Raw genomic sequence first — 20203 nt, 5'->3', positions numbered from 1 at the left:
ATGAAATATTTACTAGGGTTAGTGCTGCTTTTTAGCCCGTTTATTAATGCTAATGAGCAACAAATTAAGGGATATGGTAATTATTACAATGTACCCGAGCATGATGAAATTAATGACGCTACGGTATTTAAAATAGCATTTGATGTTGCTGATGGCGCTGAAAAAGGCGCGCAAAATAATTCAATAAATTCGCTAGCGCGTTTTATTAACATGCATGTGGCGCATGGCGTAAAGCCTGAAAACATACAACTTGCATTAGTTGTGCACGGCAGCGCAAGTGTTGATGTGTTAGCTAATAGCGAATATAAAAAACGCTTTAACGCCGACAATAAAAACCGAGCGTTAATTGAGCAGCTACTAGCAAACAACACTAAAGTGTATGTTTGCGGGCAATCTGCTACTCACTTTAAAGTAACGCCAGCGCTTTTAATTGAGGGTGTAAAAATGTCGCTTTCGGCCATGACCGCTCACGCACAACTTCAACAACAAGGCTATACGCTCAATCCATTTTAATGACTCAAATAATAAAAAATATTCTCTGCTTTGGGGATTCAAATACATGGGGCTTAAACCCTGTAACGGGTAAACGTTTTGATGAAAATACCCGTTGGACATCACTTTTAAATAAAAACTTAGGGTGGGGCTTTAACGTAATAGAGGCAGGGCAACCTAATCGCACGTTAGTGCATAATCCCCCGTTTGACGGTGTGCTTAATGGTGTTAGCTATTTAAAGCCTTATTTGGATAAGCATGATCTCGACTTTATTATTATAGCTCTTGGTACAAACGATCTTAAAAAGCGTTTTAATTTAACACCTAGTTTAATAGCAGATGGCTTGAATGATTTAATTAACTCAATACACATTTATTATCAGCAGGGTAGTACTTTAAAATCTCCTAAGATTATTATTGCTAGCCCACCTAAAATAAGAATTACCGAGCAGTATTCACGTATTTATGAAGAGGCTGATACAAAAGTAACAAAGCTCTCTAGTGCATTTAAAAGCGTTGCAGCTAATAATAAGTGCGCTTTTATTGATTTCAACTCGTTCATTAACATAACAGATGGTGATGGGATTCATTTTGATGATATCCAACATTTGGCAATAGGCTTTAAAATAGCGCAATTGGTTCAAAACTCACTCAATAATTGTTAAATCTATCTGTGTGAATTTAATGCGACTTATGCAATCATCTAATAAAATTAGTGATATAAATTAACAACTTCGAGATGCTATGAAAAAGTACCAACAAAAATCTATTATAGCCGTTTTAACCGGAGTGTTAGTTTTTATAACTGGCTGTATTATTTTACTCAATTTTGCAGCGCAGCAATTAACAGCACAAACAAAGTCAGATGCTGAGTATATTCTCACTCATGTAGAAGGTGCAATTGCAGAGCGGCGTCGAATACTTACCCCATTAAATAAGCTTGCGTTTAAACAGTGTGACAACACAACTCTTCTTGAGATGCGCCGAGCTTTATTTGACGCAAAATATGTAATTGATATAGGTTTTTTTAAAGATAATCAGCTAGTTTGTACTACGGGTGCAGGCTTATTAAGTAAACCAATTAACGACAAACAGCCTGACTTTATTCGAGATGATGAACAGGTGAGGGTTCGTTTTGAGCCAGAGCTTTATCTATTATTATTTAGTGAGCGCCCTATGGAGGTAATTATAGTCAGACAAGGGGACTATAATTTAATTATGCAGAGTACTCCCTTTACCAACATTGGCATTACTGTGCCAGATTGGGAAGTTGTTTATAAAACACCAAATACTTTGCATCATTTAGCAGGTAAAGAGGATCTCTACCTTCAAGTAAAAAACAATGTTTTCTTTCCTTACGAAACTAATTTAGTTTGCAGTTCTGCAAGTAGCCAATATTGTGTGGTAGTGCACTTACCTTGGAGTCTGTTTTTTTCTAATAACCACTTATTACTAATAATTTCGTTAATTTTAACCTGTTTAGCGGGAATATCGAGTGCGTTAATAGTTGATGCAAGAATTGCTGCACGTCGCTCTATTAATCAGCGTATTCGTAAAGGACTCAAAAAGGGATCATTTTATTGGACTTACCAGCCTATTATTTGTTTGCAAAGTGGCAAGCTGATTGGTTGCGAGGTACTTGCACGTTTTGAAGATAAGTACGGTGTTTTATTTCCAGATGAGTTTATTCCGGTTATTAGAAAAAACAATTTAACCTGGATTTTTACTGAGGCCATGATTGCCACAACAATCAAAGAGCTAACCTCTATAGAGGTATTGCCTGAAGGCTTCAAAGTGTCGCTTAATATATTTCCGTGTGATGTAGAGCTGGGTAACGTGTCGTTGTTGCCACAAATTACAGAGCTTACCAATTCACGCTTTATTATTTGTTTAGAGATAACTGAAGACGAATACCTTGATACAAGCATCGCGCATGCTCATTTTAGAACATTGGTTGAATCGGGATTTAATTTATCATTAGATGACTTTGGTACGGGTTATTCGAATTTAAGAAATTTACAAAATTTGAGCTTTCATCAACTTAAAATTGACCGTACGTTTGTTCAAGATATAGCAACTGAGGGCTTAAAAGCCTCTATGATCCCAAATATTATGGAACTTGTGCATAAGTTTAATTATACCTGTGTAGCAGAAGGAATTGAAACCACTGAGCAAGAAGCCATTTTAAAAACAGCGGGTGTGCATTACGGACAAGGCTGGAAATACGGTAAGCCCATGACTGCGTCTAAATTTAAAAATTATATAACTAATCAGCATTTTTAGATCTCAGCTGCCATACTAAACGTATCGGTATGAAATTTATAAATATTAGGTTTATTATGATCAAATTAACATTAAGTGCTTTTGCACTTTTACTACTTAGCGCATGTACAACACAGTACCCAAACCAGCAATTAACAGGTAAGCAGTTCCCAAGCATTAGTGGCGAAAGCTTAGAGCAAACTATGGTGACTATACCTAGTGATTTTAAAGCAGATAAAACACTACTGCTTATTGGGTACAAGCAAGACAGCCAGTTTGATATAGACCGTTGGTTAATTGGTTTAGATATGGCAGGTGTTACGCTTCCTACCTACGAACTACCAACCATTGCCGGCATGGCACCACGTATGTTTAGCACATTTATAGATAGCGGTATGCGCAAAGGCATCCCTAAAGAATTATGGGGTGGGGTAATCACTATTTATAAAGATGGCGAGACAGTTCAAAAGTTTACAGGTAATCAAAGCCCAAATAACTCTCGTGTGGTACTTATAAATAGCAGCGGCGAAATTTTATACTTTTATGATCGAGGTTTTTCGGTTGATGCGTTAAATAAATTAAAAGAAACAATAGAATAATTACCCCTAAAGCTTAGTTTACGACAATGTATATTTAAGGTTTTAAGAATTACTAAACTACTAATCTGATCTATTATTTATCTTACAAAAGCAATTTTGAAACAAAGGCAATGTAGGTTATGTATTGATTTAATAGGTTTTTATCTGTTTTAGGATGAAAAACAATAACTTTATTTTAATACCAAAATCTCATTGTAAGTTGTATTTGATTTAGGTAATGTAGTGTAAATGTTTCAAGGACGAAATTTATGCCCCATAAAAACTCGGTATTCGTAAAAACAACATTTCAATCCTCTTTTCATTTACATAACTACGCCACTATTTTAAGGACACTACAAGCCCTGTTTGGTGATATTAAAATGGATGATGTTTTGCCTAAAATAGAGTTGCGTGCAAATTATGATTTATTTTTAATAGATGGTGCTAAAAGTAAATGGCAAGATCTCATTCCCGCAGACCTTATTTGTTTAGCTAAACACTATAGCGTTGTTATCTTTAATGTTGATAAAGAAGATGTGTGCGAGCAAAACTTATTACTTAACCATTTTAATGGTGTTTTTTATAAATCAGATGCGCCAGAAGATATTTTTAAAGGGTTAATTCGTGTTGATACTGGCGAGCTTTGGTTTACGCGTAAAGTAATTTCAAAAGCTTTTAACGACATTTTAGCCGTGGCAACGTCATTTAATAATCTACACGGCGACATTGAATTAAAGCAGGACTATTACGAGCATTTAACAAAGCGGGAAAAGACCGTTATTCATTTAATTGCACAGGGTGCGAGTAACAATACAATTGCTGATAAACTTAACATTAGCGACCACACTGTAAAAACACATTTGTACAGTGCGTTTAAAAAAACTAACTCACGCAACAGGGTGGAGCTTGCTAATTGGGCGCAGCGCTATATATCTGTTTTGCTGCCAATGGGGAAATAGTTTTTTGAATAAATTTCACTACTCCTAAAGTGACCTTAAGCCCAGCATTGCTGGGCTTTTTTTACAAAGTAAAAACTTAATTATATTGTTGGTGTTTAACACGGTACTTAGAAAGTAAAGTTATAAGAACGATAATCATACTAGCTCCGATAAAACCAGGAACAACTCCAAACATATCGAATATACCTCCCTCTAATACCTCCCAAGTTAGTGATATTAAAGCACCTATGACCATGCCCCATATCGCTGCTTGGCATGTCATAGACTGCCAGAATAAGCTAAATATAATAACAGGACCGAACGCAGCGCCAAATCCACCCCAAGCAAAAGCAACCATACTCAATAAGGTTCTATCAGCTTTATTAAAAGCCAAGGCGAGACCTATCAAAGCAACGATTAAAAGACCAATGCGTGCAACTAAAATAACCTCTTTATCTTTAGCATTTTTGCGAAAATATGTTTTATATAAATCTTCAGAAATTGTTGTAGAGCAGATCAGTAACTGCGAATCGATAGTACTCATTATGGCCGCTAAAATACCCGCAATGATAATTCCAGCAACAAATGGGTGATAAAAGGCTTGGGCTAGTGCAATGAATACAGTTTCGGGGTTGCTGAGCCCTTTTCCAAAATAGGCTGTGCCTAATACCCCCACTACTACTGCTGAAATCATTGTAACTACTGACCATATCATGGCTATCTTTCGTGAAACTGCTACATCTTTTAAAGTCCTAACACTCATAAATCTAACAAGGACATGGGGCTGGCCTACATAACCAATACACCAACCGCTCAAAGAAATTAGTCCAAATAGCCAGCCGTCACTTGGCTCTAGATTTTTAAGTGTTAGTTTACTTAATACTTGCGATAATTCGTGGCTCATTTGTGGTGTGTTAAATATAAAAAATAAACAAAGGGCAGTAATGAGTAAAGATAGTGACATCATTATCCCTTGAAAAAAATCAGTCCAACATACTGCTAAGTAACCTCCCATAAAGGTATATGAAACGATAACAAACCCACCAATTAATAAAGCTAAGTGATAATTTATATTAAAGACTTTTTCAAACAACACAGCCCCACCACTTAGCCCTGCAGCTACATACAATGTAAAAAATAATAGCATTACCAATGAAGCTGTTAACTGTAAGGTTTTTGTGTCCGCTTTAAACCGGTTTTTAAGGTATTCAGGAATTGTTTGTGAATTATCTAATTGCTCAGTTGCAACTCGTAGCTTAGGCGCTACGAGTTTCCAGTTGAGGTAGACACCCATGAGTGTAAATACAACGATCCAGACAGCGGAAAGGCCACTGGCAAATAATGCTCCAGGAAGCCCCATTAAAGCCCACCCGCTTAAATCTGAAGCTCCAGAGCTTAAAGCTGCAACACTGGGCGGTAAGTTTCGAGATCCTAAAATATAATCTGAGGAGGTATTGGTTTTACGGTAAAAGTAATAGCCTATACCTAACATTGCGAGCAGATATATTGCAAAAGCGCTGTAAGTGTAATTCATAGGTGTCCGCCCCTTCTGTGCTATTTAGCTAGTAGCTTGATGATCCATCTGCAGATAGTGAATGCTTCTCGGTGCCTTTAAGTGGCGGATTAAATATTGAAACCAAAATAAGATCCTCCTCTTGATCAGCTCTTAAAAAGTGTTTGTCGTGTTGATCTAAAACATAGATTGCACCTTCAGTAATTTTATGAATATTACCTTTCATGTCTTCAATTTCTCCTTGTCCAGCAATGCAATAACATGCTTCTAGATGGTTTTTATATTCAAGTACAGACTCAGATCCTTTATTAACTTTTGTGTGGCAAACTGTGAACCCCATACCATCTTTTTCAGTTAGAAGACGATGGCTAGTTCCATTTCCCCAATGAACAAAAAAATCAGTATTTTCAATATCTTTGAGTTCTCTAATAAACATTTTTCTTACTCCGTTAATGTGACTATTTAATTTCCTTCAGGTTAAACATCTGTTAAGTTACTAACAAGTCAGAAAAAATCCTTCCATTGTTAGAAAAACTAACATTTAAAATTGAGGTTCTAAAATGAGACTACCACTTACTGCTATTTACTATTTTGACTCTGTGGCTAGAAATCTCAGTTATACAAGGGCTGCAAAGGAGTTATGTATAACTCATTCGGCAGTTATTGCGCAGGTGAAAAAATTAGAAGATTGGTTGGAAGTTGCCTTAGTTAAAAGAAAAAATAACACACTTGTTTTAACCGAAAAAGGACTGTGGTTAGCTTCTTCACTTGATAAGTCAATGGTGAATATTCGAAATTCAATTTCTACTGTAAGGCAAAATAATACGATAACAATTAAAACAATACCGTCTTTAGCATCGGACTTCCTATTACCTCACTTAAGTGATTTAAAAAGTGCTTTTCCAGCTATTAATTTCAATATCAATTATGTTGGCTATGAAGAAACCTTTGTTGATTTAGTATTAGATTTTTGTGATAGAGGGCTTGAAGAAGGTGAAGAGCTATTATTTTATGGTAAAACAATCCCCGTTTGTGGTGAGGGATATAAAAAGTTAATTGGTGAATTTAGTATTAAAAAAGCAAATAAATATGAATACCTTCACGACAGTGATTCACAAGCATGGAGAAAGTGGTTTAATATTTATACAGAACAGTCTCACGATTTAGCATATTCAGATAAAGGTTCTATTTTTGGTGATTTTAATTTAATGCGAACAGCAGCAATTAATAATAGTGGAATAGCTCTTTGTCCTATGAGCTTGATAAAAAATGACCTAAAGTCGAATAAGTTAATTCAGTTATCTGATAAATGTGGCAACTTAGAGAGAAAATACTTTATTAAGGCGGTAAACCCTGACAACCCAAGGATAGATAAGGTAAAAGAATTTCTAATCAAGCTCGCCTTAACTAATGAATATGCGTATAAAAATAATTAATGGTTATTTTAAGCAGGCTGTACGCTAAGTTTAGCAGCACAGCCCTTATTTGTTAAAACTACTTTGCGAATACTAAGCTAAATTCTGCCTAACTACTTTTTATACGGATGGGTTTTAAGCCAGTGCTCGGCTATTTGCTCACGTGTGGCAAACCAAACCTGATCATGCGAGCGAGCATATTCTAAAAACCGTGCTAATGCTTTTATTCTTCCTGGTCTGCCAATTAGGCGGCAATGCAAACCTATCGACATCATCTTTGGGGCGTTTTCACCTTGTGGGTCGCCTTCCTCGTATAGTGTATCGAATGCATCTTTTAAGTAATTATAAAACTGATCCCCGGCATTAAAACCCTGCACGGCAGCAAAGCGCATGTCGTTTACATCAAGCGTGTAGGGCACTATTAACTGTGGTTTACCTTCTTTAATACTGTAAAAAGGTAGGTCGTCGCTGTAATCGTCGGCATCATATAAAAACGAGCCATTTTCTACCACAAGGGCTGCTGTGTTAGGGCTTGTGCGCCCTGTGTACCAGCCTTTGGGCTTTTTACCGGTAAGCGTTTGAATGATCTCAATGGCTTGTTGCATATGCTCGCGTTCGGTTTGCTTATCTATATTTTGATAATTAATCCAGCGCAGGCCATGGCTTGCAATCTCGTGGCCCGCTTTAAAAAAGGCTTTAGCTACATCGGGGTGGCGCTCAAGGGCCATCGCCACTGCAAAAATGGTGACCGATATATCGTATTTTTTAAATAAACGCAGTAGCCTCCACACGCCAGCGCGTGAGCCATATTCGTAAATAGACTCCATGCTTATATGGCGGTCTTCAACATGCGGGGCACTGACTATTTCTGATAAAAAAGTTTCGGCCGCTGCATCACCATGTAATACACAATTTTCGCCGCCTTCTTCGTAATTTAATACCACTTGCACGGCAATACGTGCTTTATTGGGCCAATTTGCATGGGGTACATCTGGACCATAACCAATTAAATCGCGCGGGTAGTTTTTAAATTGCTCGTTCATTTTATTGCTCCTTTTTAAGTGCTGAGAGCCAAGCGCCTAGCGTTTCGCGCTCTGTGTCTGTCATTTTGGTCATATTGGCCAGTGGCATATCTTTGGTTATAACCGCGCGGGTATGAATAAGCGTGCTGGATTTTTTTACATCACTAATAGAGTCGAGTTTAAAGCCTAGCGGCGCGGTTTGAAAAAGCTCAGAGGTGGGTGTTTCGCTGTGACACCCAGTACAGTGTTTGCTAATTATATCCCACGCTTGTGCGTCGGTAATACTTGCTTGTAAAGGCGCGCTTTCGCCTGCATTTGTTGGTGTACTGGGCCAAGGGGCTATGGCGAGCATAAGAGCAAAAAAGGCGGCAATACCGCTTACAAGTACTGAGGGCTTATTAACGCCTTGATGCTTTAAGTTAAAGTAATGGCGTATCCACATACCAATACCAAACAGCGCAATTAAAATAAGCCAGCCAAAGTTGTGGCTATACGTGTAAGGAAAGTGATTGCTAAGCATAATAAATACCACAGGTAACGTGGCGTAGTTATTATGAATAGAACACAGCTTTGCCTTTAAACCTGGCGCTGAATCAGGGATTCTACCAGCTTCTACTTCACTTACCATATAGCGTTGGCCTGGCATAATAATGTGATACACATTACCCACCATACACGTGCCAATAAGTGCACCTACATGAATATACACAGCGCGGTCGCTAAATAATTGATCAACCCCAAAAGTCCACAGAGCTAATAAACCAATAACTACAGCAATAAACACTTTGCCGTTTTCGACCAGTGGGGTTTTACACAATAAACGATAAACACCATAGCCTAAGCCAATAAAACCAAGGGATGCGCCAATAGCGGCAAATTTACTTAGCTCACTTTTACTGTTATCAATTAAATACACATCGGCGCCAACATAATAAAGTAAGCTAAATAGTAATATACCGGTGATCCACGTTGTGTAGGCTTCCCACTTAAACCAGTGCAAAGTATGCGGCATTTGTTCAGGGCCATTTTGATACTTAGCCACTTCGTAAAAGCCACCACCATGCACGGCCCATAAATCGCCTTTTATGCCTTTATCTATTTTCCACTGCGGTGGTGTTTGTAGGTTGTTATCAAGCCATGCAAAATAAAATGAAGCGCCAATCCATGCTATACCAGCAATAACATGAAAATAACGTAGTACTAAATGAGCAAGCTCAAATAAATAGTTTTCCATAACGGTTAAGCCTCTTCTAATACCGGTGAGCGGGTGTCTGAAAATTGATTGTTATCATCGCGCTTATACACACTTTTACCCATGATGTAGGTTTGCTCAACGCAGCGGTCGTCGCCTAACATCATCATTGCAAATAGTTTTTCATGCAGGGTTTTGGCATGTTGTATTCTAAATTTTAAAAATGGGGTTGCTGAACAATCCATTACAATAAAATCGGCTTCACAACCGGCTTCAAAATTACCAATTGTCCCTTCTAAATCAAGTGCTCTGGCACCGCCGAGAGTTGCTAAATACAGCCCTTTAAATGCTGAAAATTTTTGACCTTGTAATTGCTGAATTTTATAAGCTTCGTTACCTGTTTGTAGCATAGAAAAGCTTGTTCCTGCGCCTACATCGGTACCCATGCCTACGTTTATGCCGTGCTCTTCACAGGCTTTTAAATTTAAAAGTCCTGATCCTAAAAATAGGTTTGAGGTAGGGCAGTGCGATATTGCCGCATTGTTATCTGCAAGGCAGCATAGCTCGCGCTCAGATAAATGAATACTATGGGCAAATACTGAGCGTTTACGTACCATTTTTGCTTGCTCGTACACGCCTAAGTAATCTTCGGCATCTGGAAATAGCCCTTTTACCCATTCGCACTCGTCTTTGTTTTCAGATAAGTGTGTATGCAGGTAGGTGTCTGGGTATTCTTCAAGCAACTGAGTACATTTTTGAAGTTGCTCAGGGGTTGATGTAGGAGCAAAACGCGGTGTAACTGCGTAGCTTAACCTATCAACATTGTGCCATTTTTCGATGAGGGCTTTAGATTCGTCATAACTTGTTTGCGCGCAATCAGATAAGTCGTCAGGACAGTTTCGGTCCATCATTACTTTACCGGCAATCATGCGTAAATTGCGTTTTTGTGATTCTTTAAAAAACGCATCAACCGATTGCGGATGCACAGTGCCAAATACAAGGGCAGTGGTTGTGCCATTACGCAGCAGCTCGTCTAAAAAGCGGTTAGAGATCTCTTTTGAATAATGCTTACAGGTAAACTTTTTCTCTGTTGGAAACGCATATTCGGTTAGCCAACTTAGCAGTTGCTCGCCGTACGCACCCACCATTTCGGTTTGTGGTAAGTGTATGTGGGTGTCTATCATGCCTGGCATAACGAGCTTACCATCGTGGCGGATAACACGCGCTGATTTATCAATTGTAGGTAATATGTCGTGCTCGTAGCCAAGTTTAACTACTTTGCCGTGTTTGATAACTAATGCGCCCTTTTCAAAAAAACGATGGGCGTTTTCACCAGCAATGGCAGGGTCGTCAACAAAGTCGAGTATATCGGCACAAACTACTGTTAAGTTATTATTGTTTTGCGTGCTCATTATTAGCTACCTCTGTATGTAGAGTAGCCAAACGGGCTAAGCAACAACGGAATATGGTGATGTTTAGTATCTTGTAATCTAAACGTTATTTGTGCCTCTGGGTAAAACGCAGGGGTAGGTTGGTTTTGGTAATAACTATCTAAATCAAAGACTAGCTTATAGGTTGCAAATTCTACTTCTGTATTTAGCCAATCGGTAATTCGCCCATCGGAATCGGTTTTGCCTTGGGTTAGTTGTACCCATTCGTTATTTGTAAGTTTAAATAGCTTAACAGCAACGTTTGCTGCCGGTTTTCCGGTGCTGGTATCAAGTATATGGGTGGTTATAGGGCTTTTGCTCATAGCAGTGACTCCAATCTTATTTTTGTTATTTTGGCTTGTTCGCCCGCGGCTATATTTAGCTCTGTACTGCGGGTGTTGTGTATGCGCTGCTCTATGAGTTCGAGCATTTGTTCGGCCGTTTTACCGGTGGCGCACACAATAAAAATAAAGCCAAACTTGTTCAGGTACTCTTTATTGAGGGCAATCATTTTGGTAAGTACGGCTTCGTTTGCTTTGCTCATACCCGATTGCTCATGCCCCGCTTTTTGTGCGGTAGCAGCGTATTTTTTGCTAAGGGTTGATAAGTCGCCTATTTGCGGGTGGCCTTCAAAGGCAGCTAAATAGTCGCTTTCGCCAAGGCTATCCCATATGCTTTGTGCGCATTCAAACAACTGTTGAGCACTTTTAAATGGCATTGCTTTTATCATGCCCGCTACCCAGTTAGGGGCCGCGCAGCAATGCTCAAGTGCTTGTTTTGCTTGTGCATCATTTAGCGTATTTATTTGTAAACTGCTCATGCGTCTACTTCCTCCTGCGTGGTGCTAATTAATGCATTTTTTAGTGTGCGCCATTGCAAGCCTTGGCGTTTTGGCTCTTGGGTTTGCATAGCCTGATAAAGGCCAATTAGCTGTCCACTAATCGAAATAGCCACTTCCATTGGTAATTTGCCCGAAATGTTATTAAGCCCAACAGGGCAGGTCATTTGCTGTATTTGATCGGCTGTAAAATCGCGATGTGCTAGGCGCTGCTTAAAGCGTTTGGCTTTAGTGTCAGAGCCAATTACACCAAGCCAATTGGCATCGGCGCGTTTAATAATGGCTTGGGTGAGTGCAAAGTCGAGCTGGTGGTTATGGGTTAATATTAAGTAATTGTTAGCTTTAGGCGCATGTTTTACTTGCTCTGTTGGTTCTTCATCAACCACTTTTACTACGTTATTTGGAATAGCCTGTGGGAATACATCGGCGCGGCTATCTATCCAGCGTATGCGCATAGGTAGTTGTGCCAATATACCAATAAGCGCCTGTGCTACGTGGCCTGCGCCATAAATGTCTAAGGTAAAGCGCTCGCATTGCATGCATTCAAGCATAACGGTGGCAGCCCCGCCGCAGCACTGGCCTAAATTTGCACCTAGGTTAAATTGCTCAATTACTTGGGCGGCTTCGCCTTTGGAAAGTAGTTCGCGGGCTTTTTCTATTACTACGTACTCAAGATGGCCACCGCCAAGGGTGTCGTAAATATGCTCGCCGCTTATTACCATTTTAGAGCCTGTGCCGCGTGGGGTTGAGCCATTGGTGCCAAGTACCGTGGCAATTACATAGTTAGTGCCGCTTTGTTCGTGCTCGTTTATAGCCTGCGCCCAATTTTGCGTATGAAAACCCTGAAACGACTCATTTAAATTAGTCATGTTGATGCTCCTTAAACCAGCTAGCGGTTTGCTCAATTGCACTCAATACTCGCTCTGGGGTTGCGGGTGTATCCAGTGGCGCGGTGTATTTATAATCAGCCACACTGCTTATTGCATTACGAATGGCGCTCCATACACTAAAGGCCAGCATAAATGGCGGCTCGCCTACGGCTTTTGATCTAAACACGGTGGTTTCTGGATTTGCTGAGTTATAAAGATTGACGTTAAATTCGGCAGGGGTATCGCCAATGGCTGGTATTTTGTAGTTGGCTGGGCCAAAGCTTGCAAGCTGGCCTTTATCATTCCATTGTAAGTCTTCGGTTGTTAGCCAGCCCATACCTTGCACAAAGGCGCCTTCAATTTGCCCTATATCAAGTGCTGGGTTAATTGAGCTGCCTACATCATGCAGTATATCAACGCGAGTTACCGTGTTTTCGCCCGTAAGCGTATCTACTTCTACTTCGCTGAGTGCTACGCCGTGAGCGTAGTAAAAAAATGGGCGGCCTTCGCCTTTGGCTCTGTCGTAATGAATTTTGGGTGTGGCGTAATAACCGGTAGATGAAAGCGATATACGATTCATGTAAGCAAGATTTGCAAGTTCGCTAAAGCTAATTTCCCCTTTACTAAAAGTAATGAGGTTATCTTTAAATGTAATACTTTGGCTGTCTACTTCAAAGTGCTCGGTAATAAAATCAATTAAGCGCTCTTTTATTGTGTTTACTGCATTTAGCGCCGCCATGCCGTTTAAGTCGGTACCACTTGAGGCCGCTGTTGGTGAAGTGTTTGGCACCTTGTCGGTACGCGTAGCACTAATACTTACCGCGTTAAAATCGACCCCAAAGCCATGGGCTACAATTTGCGCAATTTTGGTATTCAGCCCTTGGCCCATTTCGGTGCCGCCGTGGTTTAAATGTATAGAGCCATCGCTATATACATGCACTAATGCACCGGCTTGGTTTAAGTGTTGTACAGTAAACGATATACCGTATTTAACCGGCGTCATTGCAAGGCCTTTTTTTATAATAGGTGACGATACGTTAAATGCTTTAATAGCCTCTTTACGTGCCCAGTAGTCACCCGACTCCTCAAGCTGAGCAATCATATCTATTAAAATATGTTGCTCTACGGTTTGATGGTACGGCGTGGTATCGCGGCCTTTTTTGTATAAATTAAGTTTTCGGATCTCAAGCGGATCTTTACCTAATTTGGCGGCTATATCGTCCATTATTAGCTCGCCCATAATCATGCCTTGCGGGCCACCAAATCCTCTAAATGCGGTATGGCTTACGGTATTTACTTTACAGCGATTACCCTTAATTGTGGCGGCTGGGTAGTAGTAGGCGTTATCGACATGAAACATGGCGCGGTCTACAATTGCATCTGATAAATCAGGCGAGTAGCCACAAAATCCGTTTACGGTAATGTCGGCACCTTCTATTAAACCATTTTCGTCAAAACCAACATGATAGTGATTATAAAACGGGTGGCGCTTACCGGTTAATTTAAAATCGTCGCTACGGGCTAGGCGCATTTTTACTGCGCAGCCAAGGTGGTAAACCGCAAGAGCTGCAAGGCATGCCCATGGTGCGCCTTGGGTTTCTTTTCCGCCAAAAGCACCGCCCATACGGCGGGTTTCTACGTTTACAAAGCTAAATGGCTTTTTTAAAATTTTAGCAACTAAGTGCTGCACCTCAGTAGGGTGTTGCGTAGAACACTGAACATGAATGCCCCCGTCGTTATCAGGTTGCGCCAGCGCTATTTGGCCTTCTAAATAAAAGTGTTCTTGCCCGCCTATGTTTATTTCGCCTTTAAGCTGGTGGGTTGCGTTATTAATGGCGTTTTCGCTGTTACCACGGTTAAGTGAATGGGGCGGCCTTACCCAATGCTCTTTGCTAATGGCTTTTTTAATATCAAGTATTGGAGTAGTTTGCTCGCACTCTATAACCACTAAACGTGCCGCGCGGCGCGCTATTTCATAGGTGTCGGCAACGACAATTAATACAGGTTGCCCGTGGTATTGAATTTCATGGCCGGTCAGCAGTACATCACCAGGAAATACCGGGCCAATATCTAATTTACCCGGTACATCTTCGGCCGATAAAATACGTTTAACACCTTTAACAGCCAGTGCGAGACTTGTATCAATTGATTTAATAAAGCCGCTTGTAACAGGGGCGAGCACTGGGTAAGCATGCAGGCAACCGTAAGGCTCAGGATTATCGTCGGCAAAATTTGCACTGCCACAAACTTGTTTAATAGCGCTTTCGTGATATTTAGATTCTCCAACGCTACCACCTTGCGCTTTTAGTTTATCCATTTCAAAGTGACGCATGTGAGATCCTCGTAATGGCAATGTTGTTATTGTTGCGTGCTTGTGGCTCACAAAACTCAATACCAATGCGTTGTAATAAGTTTTTGCTTACCGTGGTGCGGTAATGCGCACTGCTTCTTACATCGCTCATGGGCGTAAAGTCATCGTTAATAGCCGTTGCTGCGTCTATAAAACTACTTACTTGTAATGATTGAGATATCAGCTTTTGCTCAATATGATGTGCGCGCTTAGGAATAGCAGCCATACCGCCCATAGCGCAGCGGGCTTGAGTAATCATGTTTTTTGAATGCTCTATAGCAAGCACCAAACAAACGGTAGATATATCGTCTTCAAAGCGTTTTGATATTTTATGACATGCCAGTTTTAGCGACTCTGGGCGCTTTGGAATGGTGAACTTACTAATTACTTCATCGCTTTTAAGAACCGTTTTTTTGTAATCAATAAAGTAGTCGGCAACTTTAATAGCGCGCGTACCAGCGCTGCTTAATAAATCCATTGATGCATTAAGAGCTATTAAAAGGGGAGCGGGATCGCCAATAGGAGAGGCATTCCCTATGCTGCCACCAAGCGTGCCGCTGTTACGTACTTGGCTTGATCCTAAGCGTTCAAATAGCTCTTTTGATTCTGGGTAATGGTTATAAAATACCTCAACAAATTGGCTATAAGGTAGTGCTGCACCAATGTGTAACTCACCGTTATTATCTGCCAAGGTGCAAAACTCCTTTACTTGGCTAAGGGAGATAATTACATCTGGTAAGAGCATGTTTTGGCTAAGCTCAATGGCAAAGTCGGTGCCACCAGCAACTAAATGTGCATAAGGATAAAGCGCTTTTAGCTCAACAAGTTGGTGGGCAGTTTGTGGTAAGTAAAATTTACGAGGACCATTTTTTAAAAATGGAATATCGTCATCATATTGCGTATTAAGTGATGCTTTAAATTGAGCGGCCATTGCTGAGTACGGTTCAGCTTTACGCTCATAGCTATAGGCTTTTTCGGCTGCAAGTAATATAGGGCTATAACCTGTACAACGGCATAAGTTACCGCCAAGTGCATGAATAACCGCTTTTTTACCAGGGTACGTTGGCTCATTAATATAAAGAGCCAACAAACTCATTATTATACCGGGCGTGCAAAAACCACATTGCGAACCATGGCACTCTACCAGTGCACGTTGTACGGGATGTAAATCGGTTAAGTTTGGGTATAAGCCAGTAGTCACAGCCTCTACCGTTACTATATGTTTTGCATGCGCATTACCTAATAACAATAAACAGCTGTTCATTGTTTTGTATTGCCAACTAGTTTGCCCGTTTGCATTTATACGCTCTTCACCCACTAAAATTGTGCACGCACCACAGTCGCCAGTTGCACACCCTTCTTTGGTGCCCACTTTCCCTTTTTTGGTGCGTAGCCAGTCCAAAATGGTGAGACTTGGCGAACATTCTTGTACTTCAATTGGCGTGTTATTTAATAAAAATTGAATCACACAGACCCCCTTAATTTTTATAAAGCCCTGATACATAAAGGCTTGGCGTATGTTTTTTCTTGTTGTTTGCGCACGGGTAAGAAAAATACTTTTTCATCTTGGTAAGTATATTGCAGTTACCATGCCATTGTTGACCGGTTGGTCAGTTGATGTTTTGAGTAGGCTAAATTGCTCATTAAGTACAAATAGGCCCTAATAATGAATAATAAATACCGCCTTACTATGCAGGGAATGACAAAGCAGTATCCCGGATGTATAGCCAATAATGACGTAACCTTAAAAATTAAGCATGGTGAAGTGCATGCCTTATTAGGTGAAAACGGTGCAGGTAAAAGCACATTAATGAAAATGCTTTATGGTGTGATTAAACCTGACCAAGGGGACATGTTTTTCAACGGCCGTATAATGAATATAAAAGAGCCTGCTGATGCGCGTGATTTAGGCATTGGAATGGTGTTTCAGCATTTTTCGTTATTTGAAACACTTACGGTCGCCCAAAATATTGAACTAGCGTTAGGTGATTTAGCAGGGCATAGCAGCACGCTTGCGGGTCGAATTACGAAAACATCAACACGTTATGGTATGCCATTAGACCCCCATAGACTGGTATCAACACTTTCAACTGGCGAGCGCCAACGAGTAGAAATTGTTAGATGCTTATTATTAGATATTCAGTTACTTATTTTAGACGAACCCACTTCAGTACTGACTCCACAAGAAGTCGATGCATTATTTAAAACCCTAAAGTCACTTAAAAAAGAAGGCTGCTCTGTGCTGTTTATCAGCCATAAACTGCACGAAGTGATTGAGCTATGTGACAGTGCGACCATTTTGAGAGGCGGGAAAGTAAGCGGGCATTGTATTCCTAAAAACGAAACTAGTGAGTCAATTGCTAGGCTGATGGTAGGCGACAACACGCCAATTAGTAACCAAACTCGCAGAGCTTTGGGTACTGCGGATTTTTTAACCGTTAATAATCTAACCACCGCCGCACAAGCATTATTTGAAACACCCCTTAAAAACATTACTTTTGCAGTACAGCAAGGCGAAATAGTGGGGATTGCGGGTGTTGCTGGCAATGGACAAGAAGAGTTATTAAAAGTGCTTTCGGGGGAGCAAATTCAAGCTAGTAGTAGCGCCATTAAATTTAAAAATACCGTAGTTGATGCACTGTGCCCGCTAAAAAGGCGCCGCCTTGGGCTTGCATGTGTGCCAGAGGATAGGCTTGGGCGAGGAGCTGTGCCCACTATGGATTTAGCACAAAATGCACTGCTTACTAGTTTTGATAATGGGCTGGTTAAAAATGGCTTTTTAGTAAAACAAAAAATTACTGAGCTTGCTAATAAAATCATTACAAAATACAAGGTTAAAACGCCAAGTTTTCGCACTCATGCAGCTAGCCTTTCAGGTGGTAATTTACAAAAATTTATTATTGGTCGCGAGGTAGAGCAAAGTCCAAAACTACTCGTTATGTCGCACCCTACTTGGGGTGTAGATATAGGTGCACAGGTGGCGATACATGAAGCTATTTTAAAGCTTCGCGACGAAGGGTGTGCGGTACTCGTTATTTCAGAAGATTTAGACGAACTTTATAAAATTTGCGACCGCATTGGCGCAATTTGTGATGGCAAACTGTCTCCTATTTTAAATACCGATACCGTACCGCTTGTGCAGTTAGGGCAGTGGATGGCTGGCGACTTTAGCGATGTTTTTAATAACCAGCCTAAAGTACACACACCACAAGGGGCACTCGTATGATTAAGTTAGAACCACGTGTTGAACGCTCACCAGCGTGGAGCTATCTCTCTCCTGTTTTAGCTATTTTACTCACATTAATAACCGGTTACGTGGTGTTTGCCTTATTAGGGCATGATCCTCTAAATGCCCTGTATACATTGCTTATAGCACCTGTTGCCGATTGGTATGGTGTAACAGAGCTACTTGTAATGACCATTCCTATTTTGCTATGCGCCTATGGCTTAGCGCTTTGTTATAGAGCATCGGTTTGGAATATAGGCGCAGAAGGGCAACTGCTTATTGGTGGTGTATGTGCAAGTGCTGTAGCCGTTAACTTTGTTGACTCAACAAGTGCTTTTGCAATGCCACTTACATTATTCGCTGGTATTGCTGGTGGCATGTTGTGGGCGGGGCTTGCTGCTTTTATGAAGCTGCGTTTAAACACCAATGAAATTTTAGTCACCATAATGCTCAACTACATAGCAGTAAATGTATTGCTGTGGGCTGTTCATGGGCCACTCAAAGATCCTCACGGTTATAACTTTCCTGAAAGTGCATTGTTTGGCGATAGCACGTTATTGCCTGTTTTATTCGACGGTACTCGATTGCACTTAGGCCTGGCGTTTGCGTTATTAGCGCTATGCGCTACATGGGTTTTTATTAGTAAAACCTTTATAGGCTTTCAAATACAAGTACTTGGGCTTGATGCATCCGCGGCCAAAATGGCGGGTTACAAGCGAGCATTATTAATTGCCGGAGTGCTAGTTATTAGCGGGGGCTTGGCGGGGCTTGCTGGAGCGGGCGAAGTAGCTGGGCCTATTGGGCAGCTGGTTCCGCAAATATCACCCGGTTATGGCTATGCCGCCATTATTGTTGCTTTTTTAGGGCGACTCCACCCAGTAGGAATTACGTTTGCGGGCTTACTAATGGGGCTTATTTATATGGGAGGTGAACTTGCGCAAATTAACATGGGATTACCTAACGCTATAACCGGTATTTTTCAGGGGTTAATGCTGTTTTATTTACTCTCGTGCGATGTGCTTATTACTTATCGCCTTAGATTTTCGCTGCCATTTAAACAACAAAAAGCGCAGCCAATACATATTGCACAGGAGTCTTAAATCATGGAATTAGATGTAATTACTAATATTTTATACGCCACTATTCGTACAGGCACCCCCTTATTGCTGGTGGCGCTGGGTGAAATGGTATGCGAAAAAAGCGGCACCTTAAATTTAGGGCAAGAAGGCATGATGCTCTTAGGCGCTGTGGCAGGGTTTATAACTATGTACCAATGCGACAACCTATTTATTGGTTTTACTGTAGCAGCTTTGGTTGGTGTTATGGCCTCACTTATTTTCGCTTTTGTAGCACTTAATTTAAATGCTAGCCAAGTAGCGGCAGGTTTGGCGCTGACTATTTTTGGTACAGGCCTTTCGGCATTTTTAGGGGCCGACTATGAGGGAAAAACCATTAACGCGTTACCTACTTTAGCAATTGCAGGGTTTGAGCATATTCCGGTTTTAGGCAAAGCGCTATTTTCGCAAGACGCCATTGTGTATTTAAGTTGGGGTTTAGTGCTTGGTGCGTATTTGTTTTTTAAATACCACAGAGCAGGGCTTGCAGTACGAGCTATTGGCGAAAACCCAAGTGTGGGCAATAACTTAGGATTACCTGTAATGCGTACACGTTATTTGGCCGTTATGTTTGGCGGCGCACTGGCTGGCATTGCGGGCGCATATTTGTCGTTGGCTTATACACCACTTTGGACTCAAAACATGACGGCAGGGCGAGGTTGGATAGCTCTTGCTTTAGTGGTGTTTGCAAGCTGGCGTATTGAGCGCGTAATGCTTGGCGCTTATTTATTTGGCTTTGCCAGCATTATGCACTTAGTGGCACAGGCTTTTGGGTGGGCTGTGGAGTCTAACTTACTGGCCATGTTGCCTTATGGTGCAACGCTTATCGTACTGATTATGCTCAGTAAAAATAAACAAAAGTTAAAAATGTACGAACCCATGTGGCTAGGTAAGCCTTGGCACAAGGGTCATTAAATTAATTACAAAATCAATATGGCAAATCACCTGCTACAACAGGATATT

19 protein-coding genes are annotated in these 20203 nt (G+C 40.8%); 9 read left to right on the top strand and 10 right to left on the bottom strand.

The window, feature by feature from the left end; translation table 11 throughout:
- The 5 genes from H5088_RS16790 to H5088_RS16770 all read left to right on the top strand — a co-directional run bounded on the left by H5088_RS16790 (position 1) and on the right by H5088_RS16770 (position 4291).
- Positions 1–513 carry a DsrE family protein gene (locus H5088_RS16790; protein ID WP_182753829.1) on the top strand — a complete coding sequence of 171 codons (513 nt, stop codon included), beginning with the start codon at positions 1–3 and terminating at the stop codon, positions 511–513.
- Between the two features lie 8 nt (positions 514–521).
- Positions 522–1157, top strand: coding sequence for an SGNH/GDSL hydrolase family protein (locus H5088_RS16785; protein WP_182753866.1), 636 nt, complete (start codon positions 522–524; stop codon positions 1155–1157).
- Between the two features lie 79 nt (positions 1158–1236).
- Positions 1237–2775: an EAL domain-containing protein gene (locus tag H5088_RS16780; RefSeq protein ID WP_182753827.1), complete on the top strand. Its 1539-nt coding sequence runs from the start codon at positions 1237–1239 to the stop codon at positions 2773–2775.
- A gap of 56 nt (positions 2776–2831) precedes the next feature.
- Complete coding sequence (locus H5088_RS16775; RefSeq protein WP_182695341.1) at positions 2832–3353, top strand: hypothetical protein; 522 nt, start codon at positions 2832–2834, stop codon at positions 3351–3353.
- A 248-nt stretch (positions 3354–3601) separates the two neighbouring features.
- Positions 3602–4291: a LuxR C-terminal-related transcriptional regulator gene (locus tag H5088_RS16770; RefSeq protein ID WP_182753825.1), complete on the top strand. Its 690-nt coding sequence runs from the start codon at positions 3602–3604 to the stop codon at positions 4289–4291.
- Positions 4292–4367: 76 nt separating this feature from the next.
- Here H5088_RS16770 and putP read toward each other — a convergent pair whose 3' ends face one another.
- Positions 4368–5804 (bottom strand): sodium/proline symporter PutP, encoded by a 1437-nt coding sequence (gene putP, locus H5088_RS16765; RefSeq protein ID WP_182753823.1) that lies wholly within the window; start codon positions 5802–5804, stop codon positions 4368–4370.
- 28 nt (positions 5805–5832) lie between these two features.
- Positions 5833–6219 (bottom strand): ectoine synthase, encoded by a 387-nt coding sequence (locus H5088_RS16760; RefSeq protein ID WP_182753821.1) that lies wholly within the window; start codon positions 6217–6219, stop codon positions 5833–5835.
- Between the two features lie 124 nt (positions 6220–6343).
- Between H5088_RS16760 and H5088_RS16755 the strand changes: the two genes are divergently transcribed.
- A complete protein-coding gene (locus H5088_RS16755) occupies positions 6344–7219 on the top strand; it encodes a LysR family transcriptional regulator (RefSeq protein WP_182753819.1) in 876 nt (291 codons plus the stop codon).
- 92 nt (positions 7220–7311) lie between these two features.
- Here H5088_RS16755 and puuE read toward each other — a convergent pair whose 3' ends face one another.
- From puuE to xdhA, 8 genes are read right to left on the bottom strand one after another with little or no spacing between them, the layout of a single operon-like run.
- Positions 7312–8241, bottom strand: coding sequence for an allantoinase PuuE (puuE, locus tag H5088_RS16750; RefSeq protein WP_182753817.1), 930 nt, complete (start codon positions 8239–8241; stop codon positions 7312–7314).
- A 1-nt stretch (position 8242) separates the two neighbouring features.
- Entirely contained in the window at positions 8243–9454 is a 1212-nt protein-coding gene (locus H5088_RS16745; RefSeq protein ID WP_182753815.1) for a urate hydroxylase PuuD, read from the bottom strand.
- A gap of 5 nt (positions 9455–9459) precedes the next feature.
- Entirely contained in the window at positions 9460–10824 is a 1365-nt protein-coding gene (gene guaD, locus H5088_RS16740; RefSeq protein WP_182753813.1) for a guanine deaminase, read from the bottom strand.
- A gap of 2 nt (positions 10825–10826) precedes the next feature.
- On the bottom strand, positions 10827–11165 hold the full coding sequence (gene uraH / locus H5088_RS16735; protein ID WP_024595278.1) for a hydroxyisourate hydrolase: 339 nt from the start codon (positions 11163–11165) through the stop codon (positions 10827–10829).
- Entirely contained in the window at positions 11162–11662 is a 501-nt protein-coding gene (gene uraD / locus H5088_RS16730) for a 2-oxo-4-hydroxy-4-carboxy-5-ureidoimidazoline decarboxylase (RefSeq protein ID WP_007378418.1), read from the bottom strand. Before uraD ends, uraH begins: the two co-directional genes overlap by 4 nt.
- A complete protein-coding gene (xdhC, locus tag H5088_RS16725) occupies positions 11659–12549 on the bottom strand; it encodes a xanthine dehydrogenase accessory protein XdhC (RefSeq protein ID WP_182753810.1) in 891 nt (296 codons plus the stop codon). Before xdhC ends, uraD begins: the two co-directional genes overlap by 4 nt.
- Positions 12542–14881 (bottom strand): xanthine dehydrogenase molybdopterin binding subunit, encoded by a 2340-nt coding sequence (gene xdhB / locus H5088_RS16720; protein WP_182753808.1) that lies wholly within the window; start codon positions 14879–14881, stop codon positions 12542–12544. Before xdhB ends, xdhC begins: the two co-directional genes overlap by 8 nt.
- Entirely contained in the window at positions 14868–16367 is a 1500-nt protein-coding gene (xdhA, locus tag H5088_RS16715; RefSeq protein ID WP_182753806.1) for a xanthine dehydrogenase small subunit, read from the bottom strand. Before xdhA ends, xdhB begins: the two co-directional genes overlap by 14 nt.
- A gap of 198 nt (positions 16368–16565) precedes the next feature.
- Between xdhA and H5088_RS16710 the strand changes: the two genes are divergently transcribed.
- Genes H5088_RS16710 through H5088_RS16700 form a run of 3 tightly spaced genes read left to right on the top strand, consistent with a single transcriptional unit; the run spans position 16566 to position 20155 of the window.
- The gene (locus tag H5088_RS16710) at positions 16566–18125 is read left to right on the top strand and encodes an ABC transporter ATP-binding protein (protein WP_182753804.1); all 1560 of its coding nucleotides are present in this window, start codon (positions 16566–16568) and stop codon (positions 18123–18125) included.
- A complete protein-coding gene (locus tag H5088_RS16705) occupies positions 18122–19225 on the top strand; it encodes an ABC transporter permease (RefSeq protein WP_182692491.1) in 1104 nt (367 codons plus the stop codon). Before H5088_RS16710 ends, H5088_RS16705 begins: the two co-directional genes overlap by 4 nt.
- Before the next feature lie 3 nt (positions 19226–19228).
- A complete protein-coding gene (locus H5088_RS16700; protein ID WP_024591976.1) occupies positions 19229–20155 on the top strand; it encodes an ABC transporter permease in 927 nt (308 codons plus the stop codon).
- Positions 20156–20203 lie beyond the last annotated feature (48 nt).

Origin of the sequence: Pseudoalteromonas sp. SR43-3, from assembly GCF_014163875.1 — a bacterium.
GTDB classification, from domain to species: Bacteria; Pseudomonadota; Gammaproteobacteria; order Enterobacterales; family Alteromonadaceae; genus Pseudoalteromonas; species Pseudoalteromonas distincta.
Note: the sequence above shows the minus strand (reverse complement) of the source record. Positions and strands in the feature narration are given on the sequence as shown.